Annotated in this window: 13 protein-coding genes; 9 read left to right on the top strand and 4 right to left on the bottom strand. The window is 71.2% G+C overall.

Annotated elements, in window-relative coordinates:
- The first annotated feature begins 46 nt into the window (after positions 1 to 46).
- The 6 genes from ACFVXC_RS15700 (at position 47) to ACFVXC_RS15725 (ending at position 7,815) form a co-directional block, all read left to right on the top strand.
- Positions 47 to 1,264, top strand: a complete 1,218-nt coding sequence (locus ACFVXC_RS15700; RefSeq protein ID WP_389905607.1) for an ROK family protein — start codon at positions 47 to 49, stop codon at positions 1,262 to 1,264.
- The gene (locus ACFVXC_RS15705) at positions 1,261 to 2,835 is read left to right on the top strand and encodes a M81 family metallopeptidase (RefSeq protein WP_389905608.1); all 1,575 of its coding nucleotides are present in this window, start codon (positions 1,261 to 1,263) and stop codon (positions 2,833 to 2,835) included. The genes ACFVXC_RS15700 and ACFVXC_RS15705 overlap by 4 nt, the downstream gene beginning before the upstream one ends.
- 78 nt (positions 2,836 to 2,913) lie before the next feature.
- Positions 2,914 to 3,744, top strand: a complete 831-nt coding sequence (locus ACFVXC_RS15710; RefSeq protein WP_389905610.1) for a transporter substrate-binding domain-containing protein — start codon at positions 2,914 to 2,916, stop codon at positions 3,742 to 3,744.
- Between the two features lie 82 nt (positions 3,745 to 3,826).
- A complete protein-coding gene (locus ACFVXC_RS15715) occupies positions 3,827 to 5,332 on the top strand; it encodes a hypothetical protein (RefSeq protein ID WP_389905611.1) in 1,506 nt (501 codons plus the stop codon).
- Positions 5,333 to 5,369: 37 nt separating this feature from the next.
- Positions 5,370 to 6,440 carry a hypothetical protein gene (locus tag ACFVXC_RS15720; RefSeq protein WP_389905613.1) on the top strand — a complete coding sequence of 357 codons (1,071 nt, stop codon included), beginning with the start codon at positions 5,370 to 5,372 and terminating at the stop codon, positions 6,438 to 6,440.
- A 37-nt stretch (positions 6,441 to 6,477) separates the two neighbouring features.
- Positions 6,478 to 7,815, top strand: coding sequence for a hypothetical protein (locus ACFVXC_RS15725; protein WP_389905615.1), 1,338 nt, complete (start codon positions 6,478 to 6,480; stop codon positions 7,813 to 7,815).
- 267 nt (positions 7,816 to 8,082) lie between these two features.
- Here ACFVXC_RS15725 and ACFVXC_RS15730 read toward each other — a convergent pair whose 3' ends face one another.
- From ACFVXC_RS15730 to ACFVXC_RS15740, 3 genes are all read right to left on the bottom strand, one after another.
- Entirely contained in the window at positions 8,083 to 8,826 is a 744-nt protein-coding gene (locus ACFVXC_RS15730; protein ID WP_389905616.1) for a BTAD domain-containing putative transcriptional regulator, read from the bottom strand.
- A gap of 127 nt (positions 8,827 to 8,953) precedes the next feature.
- Positions 8,954 to 11,785 (bottom strand): AAA family ATPase, encoded by a 2,832-nt coding sequence (locus ACFVXC_RS15735; RefSeq protein WP_389905617.1) that lies wholly within the window; start codon positions 11,783 to 11,785, stop codon positions 8,954 to 8,956.
- A 155-nt stretch (positions 11,786 to 11,940) separates the two neighbouring features.
- On the bottom strand, positions 11,941 to 12,150 hold the full coding sequence (locus ACFVXC_RS15740; RefSeq protein ID WP_389905618.1) for a hypothetical protein: 210 nt from the start codon (positions 12,148 to 12,150) through the stop codon (positions 11,941 to 11,943).
- Positions 12,151 to 12,393: 243 nt separating this feature from the next.
- On the opposite strand from ACFVXC_RS15740, the gene ACFVXC_RS15745 reads away from it, so the two are divergent.
- Entirely contained in the window at positions 12,394 to 13,080 is a 687-nt protein-coding gene (locus ACFVXC_RS15745; protein ID WP_389905620.1) for a hypothetical protein, read from the top strand.
- 14 nt (positions 13,081 to 13,094) lie between these two features.
- Positions 13,095 to 14,096: a transporter substrate-binding domain-containing protein gene (locus ACFVXC_RS15750; RefSeq protein WP_389905622.1), complete on the top strand. Its 1,002-nt coding sequence runs from the start codon at positions 13,095 to 13,097 to the stop codon at positions 14,094 to 14,096.
- Between the two features lie 36 nt (positions 14,097 to 14,132).
- Here ACFVXC_RS15750 and ACFVXC_RS15755 read toward each other — a convergent pair whose 3' ends face one another.
- A complete protein-coding gene (locus tag ACFVXC_RS15755) occupies positions 14,133 to 15,230 on the bottom strand; it encodes an NADH:flavin oxidoreductase/NADH oxidase (protein WP_389905624.1) in 1,098 nt (365 codons plus the stop codon).
- A 149-nt stretch (positions 15,231 to 15,379) separates the two neighbouring features.
- Here ACFVXC_RS15755 and ACFVXC_RS15760 point away from each other — a divergent pair, with 149 nt between their 5' ends.
- Positions 15,380 to 15,745, top strand: coding sequence for an ArsR/SmtB family transcription factor (locus ACFVXC_RS15760; protein ID WP_389905625.1), 366 nt, complete (start codon positions 15,380 to 15,382; stop codon positions 15,743 to 15,745).
- Positions 15,746 to 15,964 lie beyond the last annotated feature (219 nt).

The raw sequence follows: 15,964 nt of genomic DNA on the forward strand, positions 1-15,964 counted from the left end.
GGAGGGTCTGGCCAACTTGCTTTGATGAGACTTAGTGTTCCTCCTGATGTCGAACGAACTGATCGAAGCAACTGGGGGCGGCATGGCAGGAACACCGCACGGCGAACCGGGGTCGGCGCAGCACATACTGCAGCTGGTCTCCTCGGGCGCCGCCTCCTCCCGTGCCGATCTCGTACGGGAACTGGGGCTCGCCCCCTCCACCGTCTCCCTGCGCGTGCAGGAACTCGTCACCGCCGGCGTACTCACCGAATCCGGCGAGGGAGCATCCCGCGGTGGCCGCCGCCCCCGGCTGCTGCGGGTCCGCGCGCAGGGCGGCGTCGCCCTCGCCGCCGACCTCGGCAGCCACCACGCCCGCATCGGCGTCGTCGACCTCGGCGGCACGGTCCTGGACGCCGTCGACCTGCCGCACGACATCACCGCGGGACCCGAGTCCGCCGTCGACTGGCTCTCCGGCCAGGTCGCCGAACTCGGCGCCCGCCAGCGCGAGGCGGGCCGCACCGTCCGCGCCCTCGGTGTCGCGTTCCCCGGCCCCGTGCAGCCCGCCCAGGGCCGCGTCCTGAGCCCCTCCCGCATGCCCGGCTGGCACCGCTACCCGCTGCGGGACGTCCTCGCGGAGCGCCTGGGCATCCCCGTTACCGTCGACAACGACGCCACGATGATGGCCGTCGGCGAGCACCGAACCGCGCGCCCCGGACTCGACCACATGGTCGTCGTCAAGGCGGGCCGAGGCATCGGCAGCGGCGTCATCGTGGCGGGCCGACCGCACGACGGCGCCAACGGCTCCGCGGGCGACATCAGTCACGTACGCATCGAGGCGGCGGGCGACCGCCCGTGCAGCTGCGGCAACATCGGCTGCCTGGAGACCGTGGCGAGCGGCGCCGCCCTCATCCGCGAACTCGGCCGGCAGGGCGTCGAGGTGGCCGACACCACCGAACTCCTGCGGCTCGTCTCCGACGGCGACCCGCAGGCCACCACCCTGGTCCGCACCGCGGGGCGGCACATCGGCACGGTCCTGTCCGTCGTCGTGAACTTCTTCAACCCCCAGGCCGTCGCCCTCGGCGGTGTCCTCGCCACCGCCGAACCACTCGTCGCCGCCGTGCGCGGCGTCCTCTACGAGCGCTGCCTGCCCCTGGCCACCGCGGACCTGGAGATCACCACCACCGTGACGGGCCGCGACGCGGGCCTCCTCGGCGCCGGGCTCACCGCCCTGCGCCAGAACCTCCCGACCACACCGGCTCCCCAGGAAGAGAGCGCCCCCGCATGACTGCGCCTGCAACGAACCAGCGTCGCCTCCGCATCGGCATCGGCGGCATCGGCATCGAGTCCTCCACCTTCTGCCCGCACCGCTCCACCACCGACGACTTCCGCCAGACCCGGGGCCAGGACCTCCTGGACCGCTACACCTGGACCCGCCCGGAATCGGACCTCGCGTACACGGTCGAGTGGGTGCCGCTCCTGCACGCGACCTCGCTGCCCGGCGGCCCGGTGGAGGCGGAGTCGTATCTGGTCCTCAAGGACGAACTGGTCACGCGCATACGGGAAGCGGGCCCCCTGGACGGCCTCGTCTACGACATCCACGGCGCGATGAGCGTCATCGGCCTGACCGACGCCGAAGCCGACCTGACCGAAGCGGTCCGGGCCGCACTCGACGCCGTGGGCACCCCCGACGGCGGCCGCCCGATGATGTCGGCCGCCATGGACCTGCACGGCAACGTCTCGCGCCGGTTCGCCGAGCCCATCGACCTGCTCACCGCCCACCGCCTCGCCCCGCACGAGGACGCCTGGGAGACCCGAGAGCGCGCCGCGCGCAATCTCCTGCGCTGCCTGCGCGACGGCGTCCGGCCGCACCGCGCCTGGGTACAGGTGCCGGTGCTGCTGCCCGGCGAGAAGACCAGCACCCGCCTGGAACCCGCCAAGTCGCTCTATGCCTCGCTCGCCGACATCGAGAAGCTGCCCGGCATCCTGGACGCCGCGATGTGGGTCGGCTACGCCTGGGCGGACGAGCCGCGCTGCAAGGCCGCCATCGTCGTCACCGGGGACGATGCCGAACTGGCCGCCGCCGAGGCGCAGAAGCTGGCGCGCCGCTACTGGGACGCGCGCCGCGACTTCGTCTTCGTAGGCCCCACGGGCGGCGCGCGGGAGTGCATCGAGAAGGCGGTCGCATCGGACGAGCGGCCCTTCCTGATCAGCGACTCCGGGGACAACCCCACGGCGGGCGGTGCCGGCGATCTGGCGTACATGCTCGGCAAGCTCCTGGAGAACGACGCGATCCGCTCCGGGCAGGTCACCGCGGTCCACCCGGGCATCACCGACCCGGTCGCCGTCGCCCGCTGCTTCGAGGCCGGGGTGGGCGCCGATGTCGCCCTGAGCGTCGGCGGCAAGGTCGACGCGAACCACGGCGGCCCCTACGAACTCACCGGCACCGTCGTGGCGTTGCAGCGCGCGGCCGAGCAGAAGGACCGGGCGGAGGGCGGCGCGTACGACCGTGGTGTCGACATGGCGGCGGTGCGGACCGGCGGTGTGACCGTGATCCTGGTCGAGCGCCGCAAGCCCTTCCACACCCTCGCGGACTTCATGGGTCCGGCGGACGGCGGCCTCGGCATCGACCCGCGCACCTTCGACCTGGTGGTCGTCAAGATCGGCTACCTGGAGCCCGAGCTCTACGACATGGCTGCCGACTGGCTCCTCGCCCTCACCCCCGGCGGCGTCGACCAGGACCTGCTGCGGCTCGGCCACCACCGCGTGGAGCGCCCGCTGTACCCCTTCGACGAGGACGCGTACGACGCCGGTGCGGGCCCCGATCTGACCGCGACACAGCTGGTGCCGCTCGCCTGATGAGAAGGGGCTTCACCGGCCAGAACGGTTCTGCGAAGGTGATCCCTTCGAGCCGCGAACCCGTCCGGAGGAGCCCCCGTGAAGCGCGCCGCCACCCTGTCCGCCCTGGTCTGTCTGCTCGCCCTCACGGCTGCCGCGCCCGCGTCGCCCGACGCAGGGCGCGGCAAGGACCGCCACCACGGCAGCCTCCTTGACTCCGTGCCGAAGTCGGGCGTCCTGAAGGTGTGCACGACGGGCGACTACCGCCCCTTCACCCACCTCGACCCCGCCGAGGGAACGTACAGCGGCGTGGACATCAAGATGGCCGACGACCTGGCCGAAAGCCTCGATGCCAAGCCCTCGTACGTGGCCACGACCTGGGCGAACCTGACCAAGGACGTCGCGGCTGGCCGCTGCGACATCGCGGTCGGCGGCGTCTCCATCACCCTGCCGCGCGCCCGCCAGGTCTACTTCAGCGAGCCGACCCGCGAGGACGGCAAGACGCCGATCGTGCGCTGCGCCGACAAGGAGAAGTTCGGCGAGGGCACGCTCAAGGACATCGACAAGGCGGGCACCACCGTCATCGTGAACCCCGGTGGCACGAACGAGCAGTTCGCGCGCGCGAGCATCAAGCAGGCCACCATCAAGCTGCACCCGGAGAACACCACGATCTTCCAGGAGATCGTCGAGGGCCGCGCGGACGTGATGATGACGGACGCGAGCGAGACCCGCTACCAGGCCAAGATCCACCCCGAACTCTGCTCGCTGCACCCCGACAAGCCCTTCACCTTCTCCGAGAAGGCGTACGCCCTGCCGCGCGGGGACGAGGAGTTCAAGGAGTACGTCGACCAGTTCACGCATCTGGCCACGCACGACGGGACGTACGCGGGATACGAGGCCGAGTGGATGGGCGCCCCCTCGGGTTCCTAGTCCTCCTGGCCTTACCGGTCAGGGGTTATCCCTGAGGCCGTCCCCGATGTCGGGACGGCCGGGCCGCCCTACGTTCCTGGGCATGGCTTCCTTCCGTGATCGGTGCATCCACAGCAGGCAGGGTGGTCGGCTCGCCTCGACCACCACCGCCGACATCGACGGGCTCGTCGCCGGGCTCAAGGACCGGCCGCGCGTCGTGCTGCACTTCCACGGTGGGCTCATCGACGACACACTGGGGTTCGCCACCGCCGAGCGGCTCGCGCCCGTGTACGAGGCGGCGGGCGTCGATCCCGTCTTCTTCGTGTGGAGCAGCGGGCTGCTCGAGACGCTGCGGGGCAACCTGCCGCAGATCCTGAACGAGAGCGTCTTTCGCACGCTGCTCAACAGGGTCACCCGGTACGCCACCGGCACCGTGTTCAAGGAGCCGGGACAGCGGGGTCTTGTGGCCGCCCCCACCTCGTGGTCGGTAGCAGCCGAACTCGCCCAGGTGCGGACGGGGCAGGAGCCTTACGCGCGGATGATCGCGCCGCAGGACGTGCCGCCGCTGAGCGAGTCCGAGCAGACCCAGATCGCCGTCGAGCTCTCGGCGGACACCGAACTGGCCGAGCGCACCCGGGAGATCGTGAAATCGGCGATGCCCCCGGACACTTGGCAGGCCAACGAGCCGACCGCCGCGGCGCGAGAAGTCATCGGGGGGCGTGCCGCGGCGGTCACCCTGATGTCACCGGATGTCGTGGCCGACCTCGCGGCCAGGGCGGGCACGGGGGAACGTGCCCTGGTGAGCACCGCGTTGATGGTGCGCAAGACCGTGCGGGTGGTGGCCGCCGTCGTCGGCCGCTTCCGGCAGCGCAACGACCACGGGCTCTACCCGACGGTCGTCGAGGAGATCCTCCGCGAGTTCTACCTCGCCAGTGTGGGCGCCGCGATCTGGGACGCGATGAAGCGGCAGACCGCGGACACCTTCGCCGCCGCGGGCGACGAGGTCCGCGCGGGCCGGTACTTCCTGGACCGGTTCGCCGAGCTCCTCGCCACCGGCATCCGCCCCCAGGTGACCGTGGTCGGCCACAGCGCGGGCGCCGTGTTCATCGGCAACCTGCTCGACGACCTCGCGCGCAGGCGCGCCGCGGTCGACGACCCCGTGCCCGCCGACTTCCGGCTGCGGGACGTGGTGCTCCTGGCGCCCGCCTGTACGGTGGCGCAGATCGCTCCCGTGATCCGCCGCCAGGCCGAACTCTTCGACCGGTTCCGGATGTTCACCATGACCGACCCGGCGGAGCGGGCCGACCACCTCGTGCCGTTCCTGTACCCGAGGTCGCTGCTGTACTTCGTCTCCGGAGTCCTTGAACGGGGGCCTTCCCAGCGGTCCGCCGTCATGCCGATCGCGGGGATGCAGCACTGGTACCTGGACGCCGCCGCCGTGGGGCCCGACTCGGACGACCTGCGCGGTTTCCTGCGCGCCGATTCCGCACGCACCGTGTGGTCGCCCGGTGACGGCGGTCCGGGCCTGCGCTCGGGGGCGCGCAGTCACGTGGCCTTCGACCACGACCCGGACGTGCTCGCGAGCGTGGTCACCATGCTCGCCGACTGACGCGACCGACCGATCGCGACCGACGGGGGAGAGACCGATGAACGACCTGCACTACGCCGTGGTCGTCGGCATCAACCGATACCCGGCCATCGGTGACCTACAGGGGGCGCGGGGTGATGCGTGCCGGTTCCGCGACTGGCTCGTCGAACCCGGGGGAGGGTCCCTGCCCGAGGCCAACGTCCACCTGGTCACCGCCACCAAGGAGGACGAGCTCACCGACGACTTCCTGAACGCCGTGCCGACCAAGGAGTACGTGGACCGGGCGCTCTACCGGGCGCACACGGCGGCGGGGGAGGCCGTCAGAGCGCGGCCCGAGGAGGAGCGGTCCGACGCGTGGCGGGCGACACGGCTCTACGTCTTCCTGGCGGGGCACGGGTTCTCGCCGACCAACAACAGCGACGCGGCGCTGCTCATGGCCAACGCCGCCAGGGACTACATGGGCAGCCATGTCGCGGTACGGCAGTACCTGAACTGGTACGAGTCGGCGTCGCCGTTCCACGAGGTGGTCTTCCTGGCCGACTGCTGCCGCACCCGCTTCGGCGGCGTCGAGGTCTTCGCCCCGCCCTTCACCGGGAGCACCGAGGCGCCGGAGGACGTCGACTACTTCGTCGGGTTCGCGACCTCGCTCGGAGACCCCGCCTACGAGGAGCAGAATCCCGACCGGGACCGGGCCCGTGGGCACTTCACGACCGCGGTCCTTGAAGGGCTGCGCGGCGCGAAGCCCACGCCCGAGGGCACGGTCACCTCGGACAGCCTCGCCGACTTCGTCGGACCTTGTGTGCGGGCCCGTACGAAAGAGGCTCTGATCCCGCAGAAGGCCAAGTTCATCAAGGGCACCAACACGCCGATGATCTTCGCGGAGGGGCTTGAGCGCTCTGCGGACCCGGTGACACTGCGGTTCCCGGCGGGATTCCGCGGCTGGGTGCAGCTGCGCGGCGGTGACCTCGACGAGTCGCCGCTGCGGCTGCACGTCGAAGCGGAGGAGAGCGTCGAGAAGCTCGCCGCCGGTTACTACCGCGCCACTCCGGAGAGCTGGACCGCGCCCGACTTCCGCAACGGTGGATTCTTCGAGGTACTGACAGGTGGTGGCAATGGTGTCCAGCTCTGAGCACCCGCGGCGTTCAGGAGGGGACGCGAGGGAGGGGGTGCCGTTCGTCGTCATACCGGACACCCCATCGGTACTCGTCACCGTCACGGACTCCGCGTTCCGTGAGGTGGCGCACGCGATGGGCACCGTCGACACCATGCTGCAGCCCGGTATCTACCGCATCGAGCAGCGGTTCGGCGGTTCGGTCGAGAGTCGATTCGTCGAGGTCGGCGCCGAGCCGTTCACCGAGCGGCTCGCACTGCCCGACATGCCCACGCCCACACCCGTCGAGGGCACCCCCACGACCCGTGAGGACCACCGGGCGGCGGCGGCACGCTGGAGCACACGGACGACGTACGGCGAAGGCTCGCCGACCCTGATGGTGCTGATCCGCAATCTGCGCCGGGGCTGGCAACTGGACCCGTTCGCGCTGGAGATCGCCGGCCCGGACGGCCGCCCCGTCGACGGCGGAGCCCGCGGTTGGGAGCCTTCGGGCGGCGAGGAATGGTCGGCCTGGAGCTGCGAACTGCCGCCGGGCGGCTACCGGTTGCGCCCCCGCAGGGTGCCCGCCGACGGCCCGCCCCTCGCGCAGGCGCTGCACGTGCTCGACGGATGGACCACCCTGGTGTTCGTGAGCAACGGACCGCAGGGCCCGCAGCCGCAGTTCGCCTCGATCCAGATGGTGCGCCGGGGCGCCGGCTGGCAGCCCGCGGACCGCACCCTCGGGCTCGCCCTGGAAGCCGCGCTCTCCGGACTGCGGCAGGGCATCGACCTCGTGTCGAACCGGCAGCTCATGCAGCTGGCCCGGTCCGAGGACGTCAACCCCTTCCTGGGCATCGTCGGCGCCCACGCGCTGCTGCTGCACCCCCGTCCCGACCTGGGGCAGATCCGCACGGTCGTGGAGAGGCTCGTCCACTACGCGCCCGTCCAGCCGGACATCGCCGCCCTGTGCACCCTGCTCGGTGAGCCGGTGGAGCCCGTCGTGTCGCCGCCGATGCTCGCCGCGTCCTGCCGTCTGCTCGTCCGGGCGGACGCGGCCGCCCCGGGGATCCTCCCGGACGGCTCGGTGGTGGAGAGCGTGGCGGAGCATCTCGTGGGGCGCGGCGTCTGGACCACCTGGCTGGAGCAGGAGCAGCGACCGGACGCCGGTGCGCGTGCCCTCGCGCCGGGTGGCACCGGAGGCACGACGTACCCTGCGGCGACCGATCCGGTCGACCGCGTCCAACGCTACGTACGGGAGATCGTGAGCGTCGAGGGCAGGTCCGTCGACGAAGTCCTCAGCAGCCTGGACCGGGAGGAACTGTGCCGCAGGACCGGTCTGCCCCACAGGACGGTCGACTCGGCCATCGAGGAGCTCAGGCGCCCGCGAGGGCCTCAGCGAGGCCCGTGGAGGTAGTGCGGCCGCGACGGCCGGGAGGCGCTGCCCCCGGCCGTCGCCGCTCCCGACGCCTCCTTCGCCGCGCGCGGCACCCCCGTGTCCGTGCGTGGTGGAGCGTCGGTGGCCTGCCGGCCGCGTCCCCCGACACGGCCGGCAGGGGTGGATGGGCCGGCCTGCGGCCCGTGCGCCCCCGAGCGCGCACGGACAGACAGGCCGGCGGTGACGTGGTGGCGCGTCACCCGTTCTTGGAGAACCCCCGCCGCGTTCACGGTCACCATGGCTGCCTCACTCAGGGAGTGCGCGGCGCACCATCGTGCGGAACTGCTCCGAGGGTTCGATGCCGAGCTCCGTGCGGAGCAGCCCGCGGAACGCCTTGAAGTGGCGCACCGCCTCCGCGAGGTTGTTCTCGGCGAGGTGCACCGTCACGACCGCCCGGTGCGCGCTCTCGCGCAGGGGATCGATCCGCGTGCACTCCAACGCGGCCTCAAGGGCGGGGGCGTACTGCTCCCGCGCCACGAGCCGCGCCGAAAGGGCCTCGAGCACGTGCAGCCGCAGCTGGTGCAGCCGCTCGCGCTCGAACACCACCCAGTCCTGGCACCAGCCGGGCAGCAGTTCGCCCATGCCCATCAGCGAGGCGCACGCGGCCCCGGTCCCCTCTGCCGAGGCCGCGAGCATGTGGTGGGCCGTGACGGTGAAGTCCTGGACGTCCATCCGGACGCGCCGACTGAGCGCGAGCACCCCGGGCCGGGGATCGATGACGGCCGAACTCGCCGCGTTGAGACGCCAGATGGCGGTGCGGAGGCAGGCACGCGCACGCTCCTCGGTGACATCGGGCCACAGTGTCCCGGCGAGCACCGAACGCGTCGCGGGACCGTGAAGACCGAGCAGGGCGAGCAACTGCTGCCCGCTGGAGGACACGCCGACCTGCCCGTCGCCGTCGCCCTCGCCGAGGTGGAATCCCCCGAGCAGCCGCAGACGTAGGGCCGGTGGCGCGTCTTCGCGTACCGCCGGACAGTCCGTGACAGTCATCTGTGCACCCCCGATTGTGCGTCCCGTCCCCTGATCAGCCAAGAACCTACGCCGGGCGGCGGCAGGGTGCCTCAGGGAACCGCCCAGGGATAACCCCGGTGTGCCAGGGCTCCGGCCAGGGGACGGGCTAGGAGGACCTGCGCCGGTCCTGGGGGGCGAAGTGGTGCACGAGCCCGATGCGCGAGGCGATCCCGAGCTTCGTATAGGTGTGGCCCAAGTGGTACTCGATGGTCTTGACGCTCAGTGCGAGGGCGGTGGCGATCTGCCGGTTGGTGAAACCCTGCGAGGCGAGACGCGCGACGGCCAGCTCCTGCGGAGTGAGCCCTTCGGCGGCGGAGTCGACGTCCCCCGGGTCGTGCGCGGGCCGCGGGGGCGCCGCACGCCCACAGGCGTCGAGCTCCCGCTCGCACCGCGCCAGGTAGGGCGCGGCGCCCAGCTCACTCATCGTCGTGTACGCCGCCTGCAACTGGGTCACGGCGACCGAGCGGCGGCCGATCCTGCGCAGGAACGCCCCGTGGTCGAGCTCGACGCGGGCGCGGCCGAAGGGTGAGGGGACCTGCGCCGCCTGGTCGTGCGCGCGCAGGAACGACGCCTGGGCGCGGCCCGTCTCACGGCGCGCCGCGTGCAGATTGCCGCGCACCCGTGCCGCGGCGGAGAGCGCCGCGTGCTGCCCGCGCGCCGACGCCCGCTCCTCGTAGGGGAGAAGGACCGCTTCCGCCTCGTCGAACTCGCCCAGCTGGATGTGCGCGTCGACCAGGAGTTCACGCCAGGACACCACGCCCGGTTCGTTCACCCCGTCGTGCGTGGCGAAGTCGAGCAGCGGCCGAAGGGCCTCGACGACCCGCTCGGGCTCCGCGCGCGCCTCGGCGAAGGCCCCGTGCGCCGAGGCCGCGTAGGCGTACGCGAGCGCGCTCTCGTCGCAGCCGGGCGCGTCCAGGGCGAGCCGCAGGTGCACCGACGCGCGGTCCCAACTGCCGCGTGCCGAGAGGATCCAGCTGGCGATGGCGTGCGTGACGGGCTTGAGCCACGACTGCTCGGTGTCGTCGGCGATCGACGCGGAGGCCTCGGCGTGGATCAGCGCCTCGTCCCAGTCGCCGAGCCGGTGCAGGGTCTGCGCGAGCGCCGATGCGGAGAGCAGCCGTAGCGGCACCGACCCCTTGCGGCAGTTGGCCACAGCGCCGAGCAAGTCCGTTCGCGCGCCCGGCAGATCATCCGACCAGAGCCTCAACTGACCCCGTGCGAGCAGCAGGTCGATCTTCGCGGGCGGGACGAGGAGGGGATCGGGAAGGTCACCGGCGAGTTCGATTCCCTTCTTGGCGAACCCGCTGAGCCCCAGCGCGAGAAGGTGGTTGAAGCGCAGCATCCGGCTCGGACCCTGAAGAGTGGAGAGCCGCTGTGCGCGTTCCGCCCACCGGGCGGCGTCGGCCGAGCGCCCCCGCATCACGGCGGCGTAGCTCAGCTGTTCGGCCGCCCGCGCGGCCAGCGAGGGATCGCTCTCCTGGTCGCACTGGTTCCAGGCGTCGACGAGCAGTGTCTGCGCCTGCTCCATGCGCCCTTGGACGCGCGCCACATATCCGCGTACGTAGCCCCGCAGCGCCGGATCCGCGCCTGCCGAGAGACCGGCCGCGAGCTCGGCCGACTCGTGCACCCGGCCGTCGAGCAGCAGCGCCTCGACCGCCTCGACGGCGAGCCGGTCGCGTTCCGGGTCGGTCGTCGCCACGCGTGACGCGTGGCGCAGGTGGGTGCCCGCGACCGCCCACTGCCCGGTGGCCGCCTCGCGCCGCGCGCAGGCGGCGAGCGCGGCGGCGAGATGCTCGTCGGGTCCGGTGGAGGCGAGCACTCGGTGCCGCAGGCTCGCGTAGTCGTCGCCGACCAGGGCCGCGGCCCGCGTGTGCAGGTCGGCCCGGTGCGCGGGACCGATGTCCTGGTAGACGGCGGCGTGGACGAGTGGATGCGGGAAGGTGATCTCGGGCGTGGCCCCTGGTTGCGTCTCCTTCAGCAGCCCTGCCTTGACGGCCCGTTCGAGCGCGGGCAGAGGTGCGGTGACGCGGGCGAGCGAGGCGGCCACGCTCAGCGGGCAGGAGAGCCCGAGCACGCTGACCGCCTGGACGAGCCGCAGTGCCTGGGGCCCGCACTCCGCGAGGTTGGCGAGCACCAGCATGGCGTACGAACGGGGTGCGGGCAGCGGTGTGGTGACGTCCCGCAGGACGTGCGAGGGCACCTGGTCGAGGAGTGCGCGAGCGTGCAGCGGATTGCCGTGCGTGTGGTCGTGGAGACGTACGGAGGCGGAGTGCGGCAGCCGGTCCGCCCACAACTGCGCGCTGAGGGAGCCCAGTTCGTCCGGGCTGAGGCCGTGCAGCGGGATCCGCCGGGTGCGGACGTCCGCGAGCAGCCTGCGAATGCCGTCCGGCAGCTGGGGTGCCTGTGGGTCCCGCGCCGTCACGATCGCCAGGACCTTGTCGACGCGCAGCCGCCGCAGCGCGAAGGTCAGCGCGTTCAGGGACGCGGAGTCGGCCCAGTGGGCGTCGTCGAGCACCAGGATGACAGGTCCCTTGTCCTGCAACTCGCTCAGCAGGTCGAGCAGTCCGAAGCCGGCCGAGAGCGGCGGCAGGGTGCCGGGCGCCGAGCGGGGCGTGCGGACCAGCGAACCGAGGCAGTCCGGCAGCGGGATCGGGCTCTGCCCGACGAACTGGGCGAGCACCCCACAGGGCAGCGCGCTCTCGTTCTCCTCGCCGCTGGCCTGCAGTACGCATGCCTCGCCCGCCGTGTCCAGGAACCTGCGCACCAGTGCGGTCTTGCCGATGCCGCCGGGCCCGTCGATCAGGACGAGACGGGGCACACCTTCGCACGCGCTGCGGAACTCGTCCTGGAGCGCTGTCAGTTCGCGCCTGCGGCCGGAGAACGCCTCATGCGGAGCCTGTGTGTGGACATGGCCGTTCAGTATGTCGCCGGACGTCATCACCGCCCCCACATGTCGGCACCCGGTACGGGCGCCGGGGCTGTGACGGCGAACCGTGCCGGGCGCATGGCCCTGAACGTCCACGATGATGCCGGGACCGGTGTCGGTACAAGCAGATTCCCGGCTCCCGGAGAGGTGTTTGCCGTGCCGTGGGATCAGGCGTCACAGGAGTCACCATCCGCCGCGGAGGCCGGTTCTCCGTTCTCGTCGGAGGCGGCGTCCGGGGGCGGTTCGAGCAGCGAGAGCAGTTCGAGCCAGCCGTGGAACTGAGTGCGGCGGCCCGTGTCTCCTTGCTGGTCTCCCTCATCCACCACGTTCCCGTGCACGCCCCCAGGCGAGCGGAACACCTCGATGACGTAACGCACAACGCCCTCCCGAGGGCCGGTGAAGGCCCCGAACCGTGACACATCGCGACAGAGATCCACGGTACGAATCCCGGTTCGCCCCTCGCGTCAGGGAGTCACCTAGGGATGTCCCCAGTCGCCGACCCTTGGCCAAGAATGTGACACCCCGAACACCTCCTGAAATAACGCGGGTTGTGGTGTTTCACGTCACTCTCTGTGGCATCCTTGCCCTCCACACGCATCAGTTGTACGCGGGGGTGTCACATGATTGCGCCGACTGAGCGCGCCCCGGAGGGCGGCGGGCAGACACGTACACCGGACTCCAAGGAAAAGCGCTTCCTCGGGCAGCAGTTCACCCTTCATCTCGTGGCGATGCTCGTCCTCGTGGCCGTCGCGATCTGGGGCGGCACGGCGGCCGCGGTGACCGCGGCCACCCTCTTCATCGCGTACGCCTCGACCATGACGGGGCGCGCGGCCAGGAGCGAACGGCCCGAGGCGGCGCAGCATCTGCGGGCCTTCCTCGGCGCGATGTTCGTCGCGCTCCTTGTCGGCGTCGTCATCTGGGGCATCCGCTCGTGGGTGCTCGTGGGGCGGCCGGTCGACGTGACGCCCCGGGCAGAGCTGACGGACGCCACTCTCGACGCGGACGGAACGGCGAGGATCACCGTGAAGACCGATCCGGGCGGCAGCACCGAATTGAGGGTCACCCTCGCGGCGCGGGACGGGGTGGCGGGGGGCTCCCCCTGCCTGGCCCTGAGCAGCCTGCGGTTCCAGGGCGCGGACATCGAAGCGAAGGGCCCCGTCGACCTGGAACGCACCCTCACCACCACGCTCGACCTGGTGAACGACACGGGACCGGAGGTCTCGGTCGACATACAGCTGGCCGACAGCGCCGAAAGCAACGACTGCCGGGTCAGCCTCACGCTCGAGAAGGCGGAGTACCGCCGCTAGCCAAGGGAGAGTCCATGTCCTCCATGTCCTCCATGTCCTGCGCGTCCTCGAGGTCCTTCAGAGCGCGACGCCCGCGGTTCGTCACCGCCGCATGCCTTCTCGCCCTCAGCCTGACCGCCGCGTGCAGCGACGGCGGATCGGCGAACGGCTCCGACGCGTCCCGGCCTCCGGGCGGCACCACCAAGAAGAGCGACGCGCCGCCCTCGATACTCACCGGGACGGTGAACATCGCGGTGAAGAAGGGGCAGCCCGGCTTCAGCACCCGCAGCGAGGAGGAGGACGACTTCGCCGGATTCGAGGCGCAGTTGGTGGAGTTCCTCAGCTCGAAGCTCGACTTCAAGGCCGCGGACTGGGACGTCCAGTCACGCGACCGCGAGAACGTGCTGAGCGACAAGAGCATGGACATGGTGGTGGCCACCTACTCCATCACCGATCAGCGGGACAAGGCGGTCGACTTCACGGCTCCGTACTTCAAGACCTACCAAGGGGTGCTTGTCCGCAAGGACTACACCGGCATCGCGAGGCTGGCGGACGTCGACGGCAAGCGGGTGTGCAGCGTGCGCGGATCCACCGGCGACCCGGACAGCGAACAGGACCTCAAGGCGAAGAAGGCCGTCCGTGCCGCCCTTGGCCAGGAGGTGGTGGCCGAGCTCCGCAACAGCTACAAGACATGTGTCAAGGAGCTCATCAACGGCAACTTCGAGGCCGTCTGGACGGACAAGATCATCCTTGAGGGTTTCGCCCAGGACCCGCGGTACGCCGACAAGGTCGAGGTGGCGCGGAACATCACGGTCAAGAACCGGCAGTTCTACGGGATCGGCCTGCGCGAGGGCCAGACCGAGGACTGCCACCGGCTGAACGCCGTCCTGGAGGACTTCCTCCAGACCAACTGGTCCCTGGCCTTCCAGACGTACTTCCCGAAGGTGACCGCGCGGGCGAGCGCCTTCGAGCAGGACTACAAGCCCACCGACGTCGAGTTCAGGAAACTCAGGAAGACGTCGTGCGGCGGCGAGTAGCCCTGCGCGGCGGCAAGCGGCTGTGCGCGGTGGGGCTCACACCATCCGGTGGTACTGCTGGGGTGTGGCGACCTCACCGCCGAGCTCGTTCGCGGCGTGCCGGGCCCACGAGGGGTTGCGCAGGAGCGCGCGGCCAAGGAGCACGGCGTCCGCCTCGCCGTTGGCGAGGATCTTCTCCGCCTGCTCGGCGTCGGTGATCAGGCCGACGGCGGCCACGGGGAGCGAAGTCTCCGCCTTCACCCGTGCCGCGAAGGGCACCTGGTAGCCGGGGCCCGTCGTGATGCGGGCCTTCGGGGCGTTGCCTCCGCTGGAGACGTCCAGGAGGTCCACGCCGTGGGCGTGCAGTTCCTTCGCGAGGCGGACCGTGTCGTCGGCCGTCCAGCCCTCGCGCCCGTCCTCGGGGTTCTCCGTCAGCCAGTCGGTCGCGGAGATCCGGAAGAAGAGGGGCAGTTCCTCGGGCCAGACCGCGCGGACGGCGTCGACGACTTCGAGGGCGAGCCGGGAGCGGTTCTCGAAGGAGCCGCCGTACTCGTCCGTACGGTGATTGCTGAACGGCGAGAGGAATTCGCCGATGAGGTAGCCGTGTGCGCCGTGGATCTCGACGACCTCGAAGCCCGCGTCGAGCGCGCGCCGGGCCGCGTCCGCGAACTGCCCGACGATGTCGCGGATCTCCTGCACGGTGAGTTCGTGCGGCAGGAGGTGGCCCTCGTCGAAGGGGAGCGGGCTGGGCGCCACCGGCTGCCAGCCTTGCGCGTCCTGGCCGAGGGGTCCGCCGCCCTTCCAGGGGCGGTCGGTCGAGGCCTTGCGGCCCGCGTGGGCGATCTGGATGCCCGGAGTGGTGCCGTGGGTCTTCAGGAAGCCGGTGATGCGGCGGAACGCCTCGACCTGCGTGTCGTTCCATATCCCGAGGTCGGCGGGGCTGATGCGGCCCTCGGGGCTCACGGCCGACGCCTCGACGAGGATCAGGCCGGTGCCGCCGGCGGCACGCGCCGCGTAGTGCGCGAAGTGCCAGTCGTTGGCGACGCCCGCATTCGGCCCGAACACCTCGGTCGAGTACTGGCACATCGGTGCCATCCACACGCGGTTGGGGATGGTCAGCGATCGCAGGGTGTAGGGCTCGAACAGCGCGCTCACGGCGGACTCCATTCGTCACGGACTTCGTTTCCGGTCGTACGATAGACCTCGTAGTACGGCAGATGTCAAACTACGATGGGTCTCGTACTATGGAGGCCTTCGAGAAGACGCGAAGCCCGGACGTGAAGCCCCGACGAAGTGGAGCCGTCATGACGACCGCCGCACCGATCAGCAGCCGTGCGCTCGACCATCCGGCGCGTGCGGAGATCCGGCTCGAGGGCGTGCTCCACGCACTGTCGGACCCCATGCGCCTGCGGGTCGTACGGCAGCTGGCCAGGGACGGGGCGGGACTCGACGGGCTCTCCTGTTCGCAGATCGATCTCCCCGTCACGAAGTCCACGAGCACCCACCACTTCAGGGTGCTGCGCGAGAGCGGCGTGATCCAACAGATCTACCGAGGCACGGCCAAGCTCAACGGTTTGCGCCGCGACGACCTGGACGCACTCTTCCCCGGGCTCCTGGACAGCGTCCTCGCGGCGGCGAGGACACAGGCAGAACGCACGGCCGCCCCATAGAAGCACGAGCCAAGCGCCGCGCCCCGTAGGGGGCGCGGGGAACTGCGCGCTCAGCCCCCACGGGCCCGCAGATGTGCATGGTCCCAGCTCAGCGCTCAGCGTGGTGCGCCGCAGAGGTGGTCGGGGCCGGTCGATCGCCGGGCACGGTCGCGCCCCGTAGGGGGCGCGGGGAACTGCGCGCTCAGCCGCAACGGGCCCGCAGATGCGCACGGTCCCAGC

Source organism: Streptomyces sp. NPDC058257 (assembly GCF_042881845.1).
Taxonomy (GTDB): domain Bacteria; phylum Actinomycetota; class Actinomycetes; order Streptomycetales; family Streptomycetaceae; genus Streptomyces.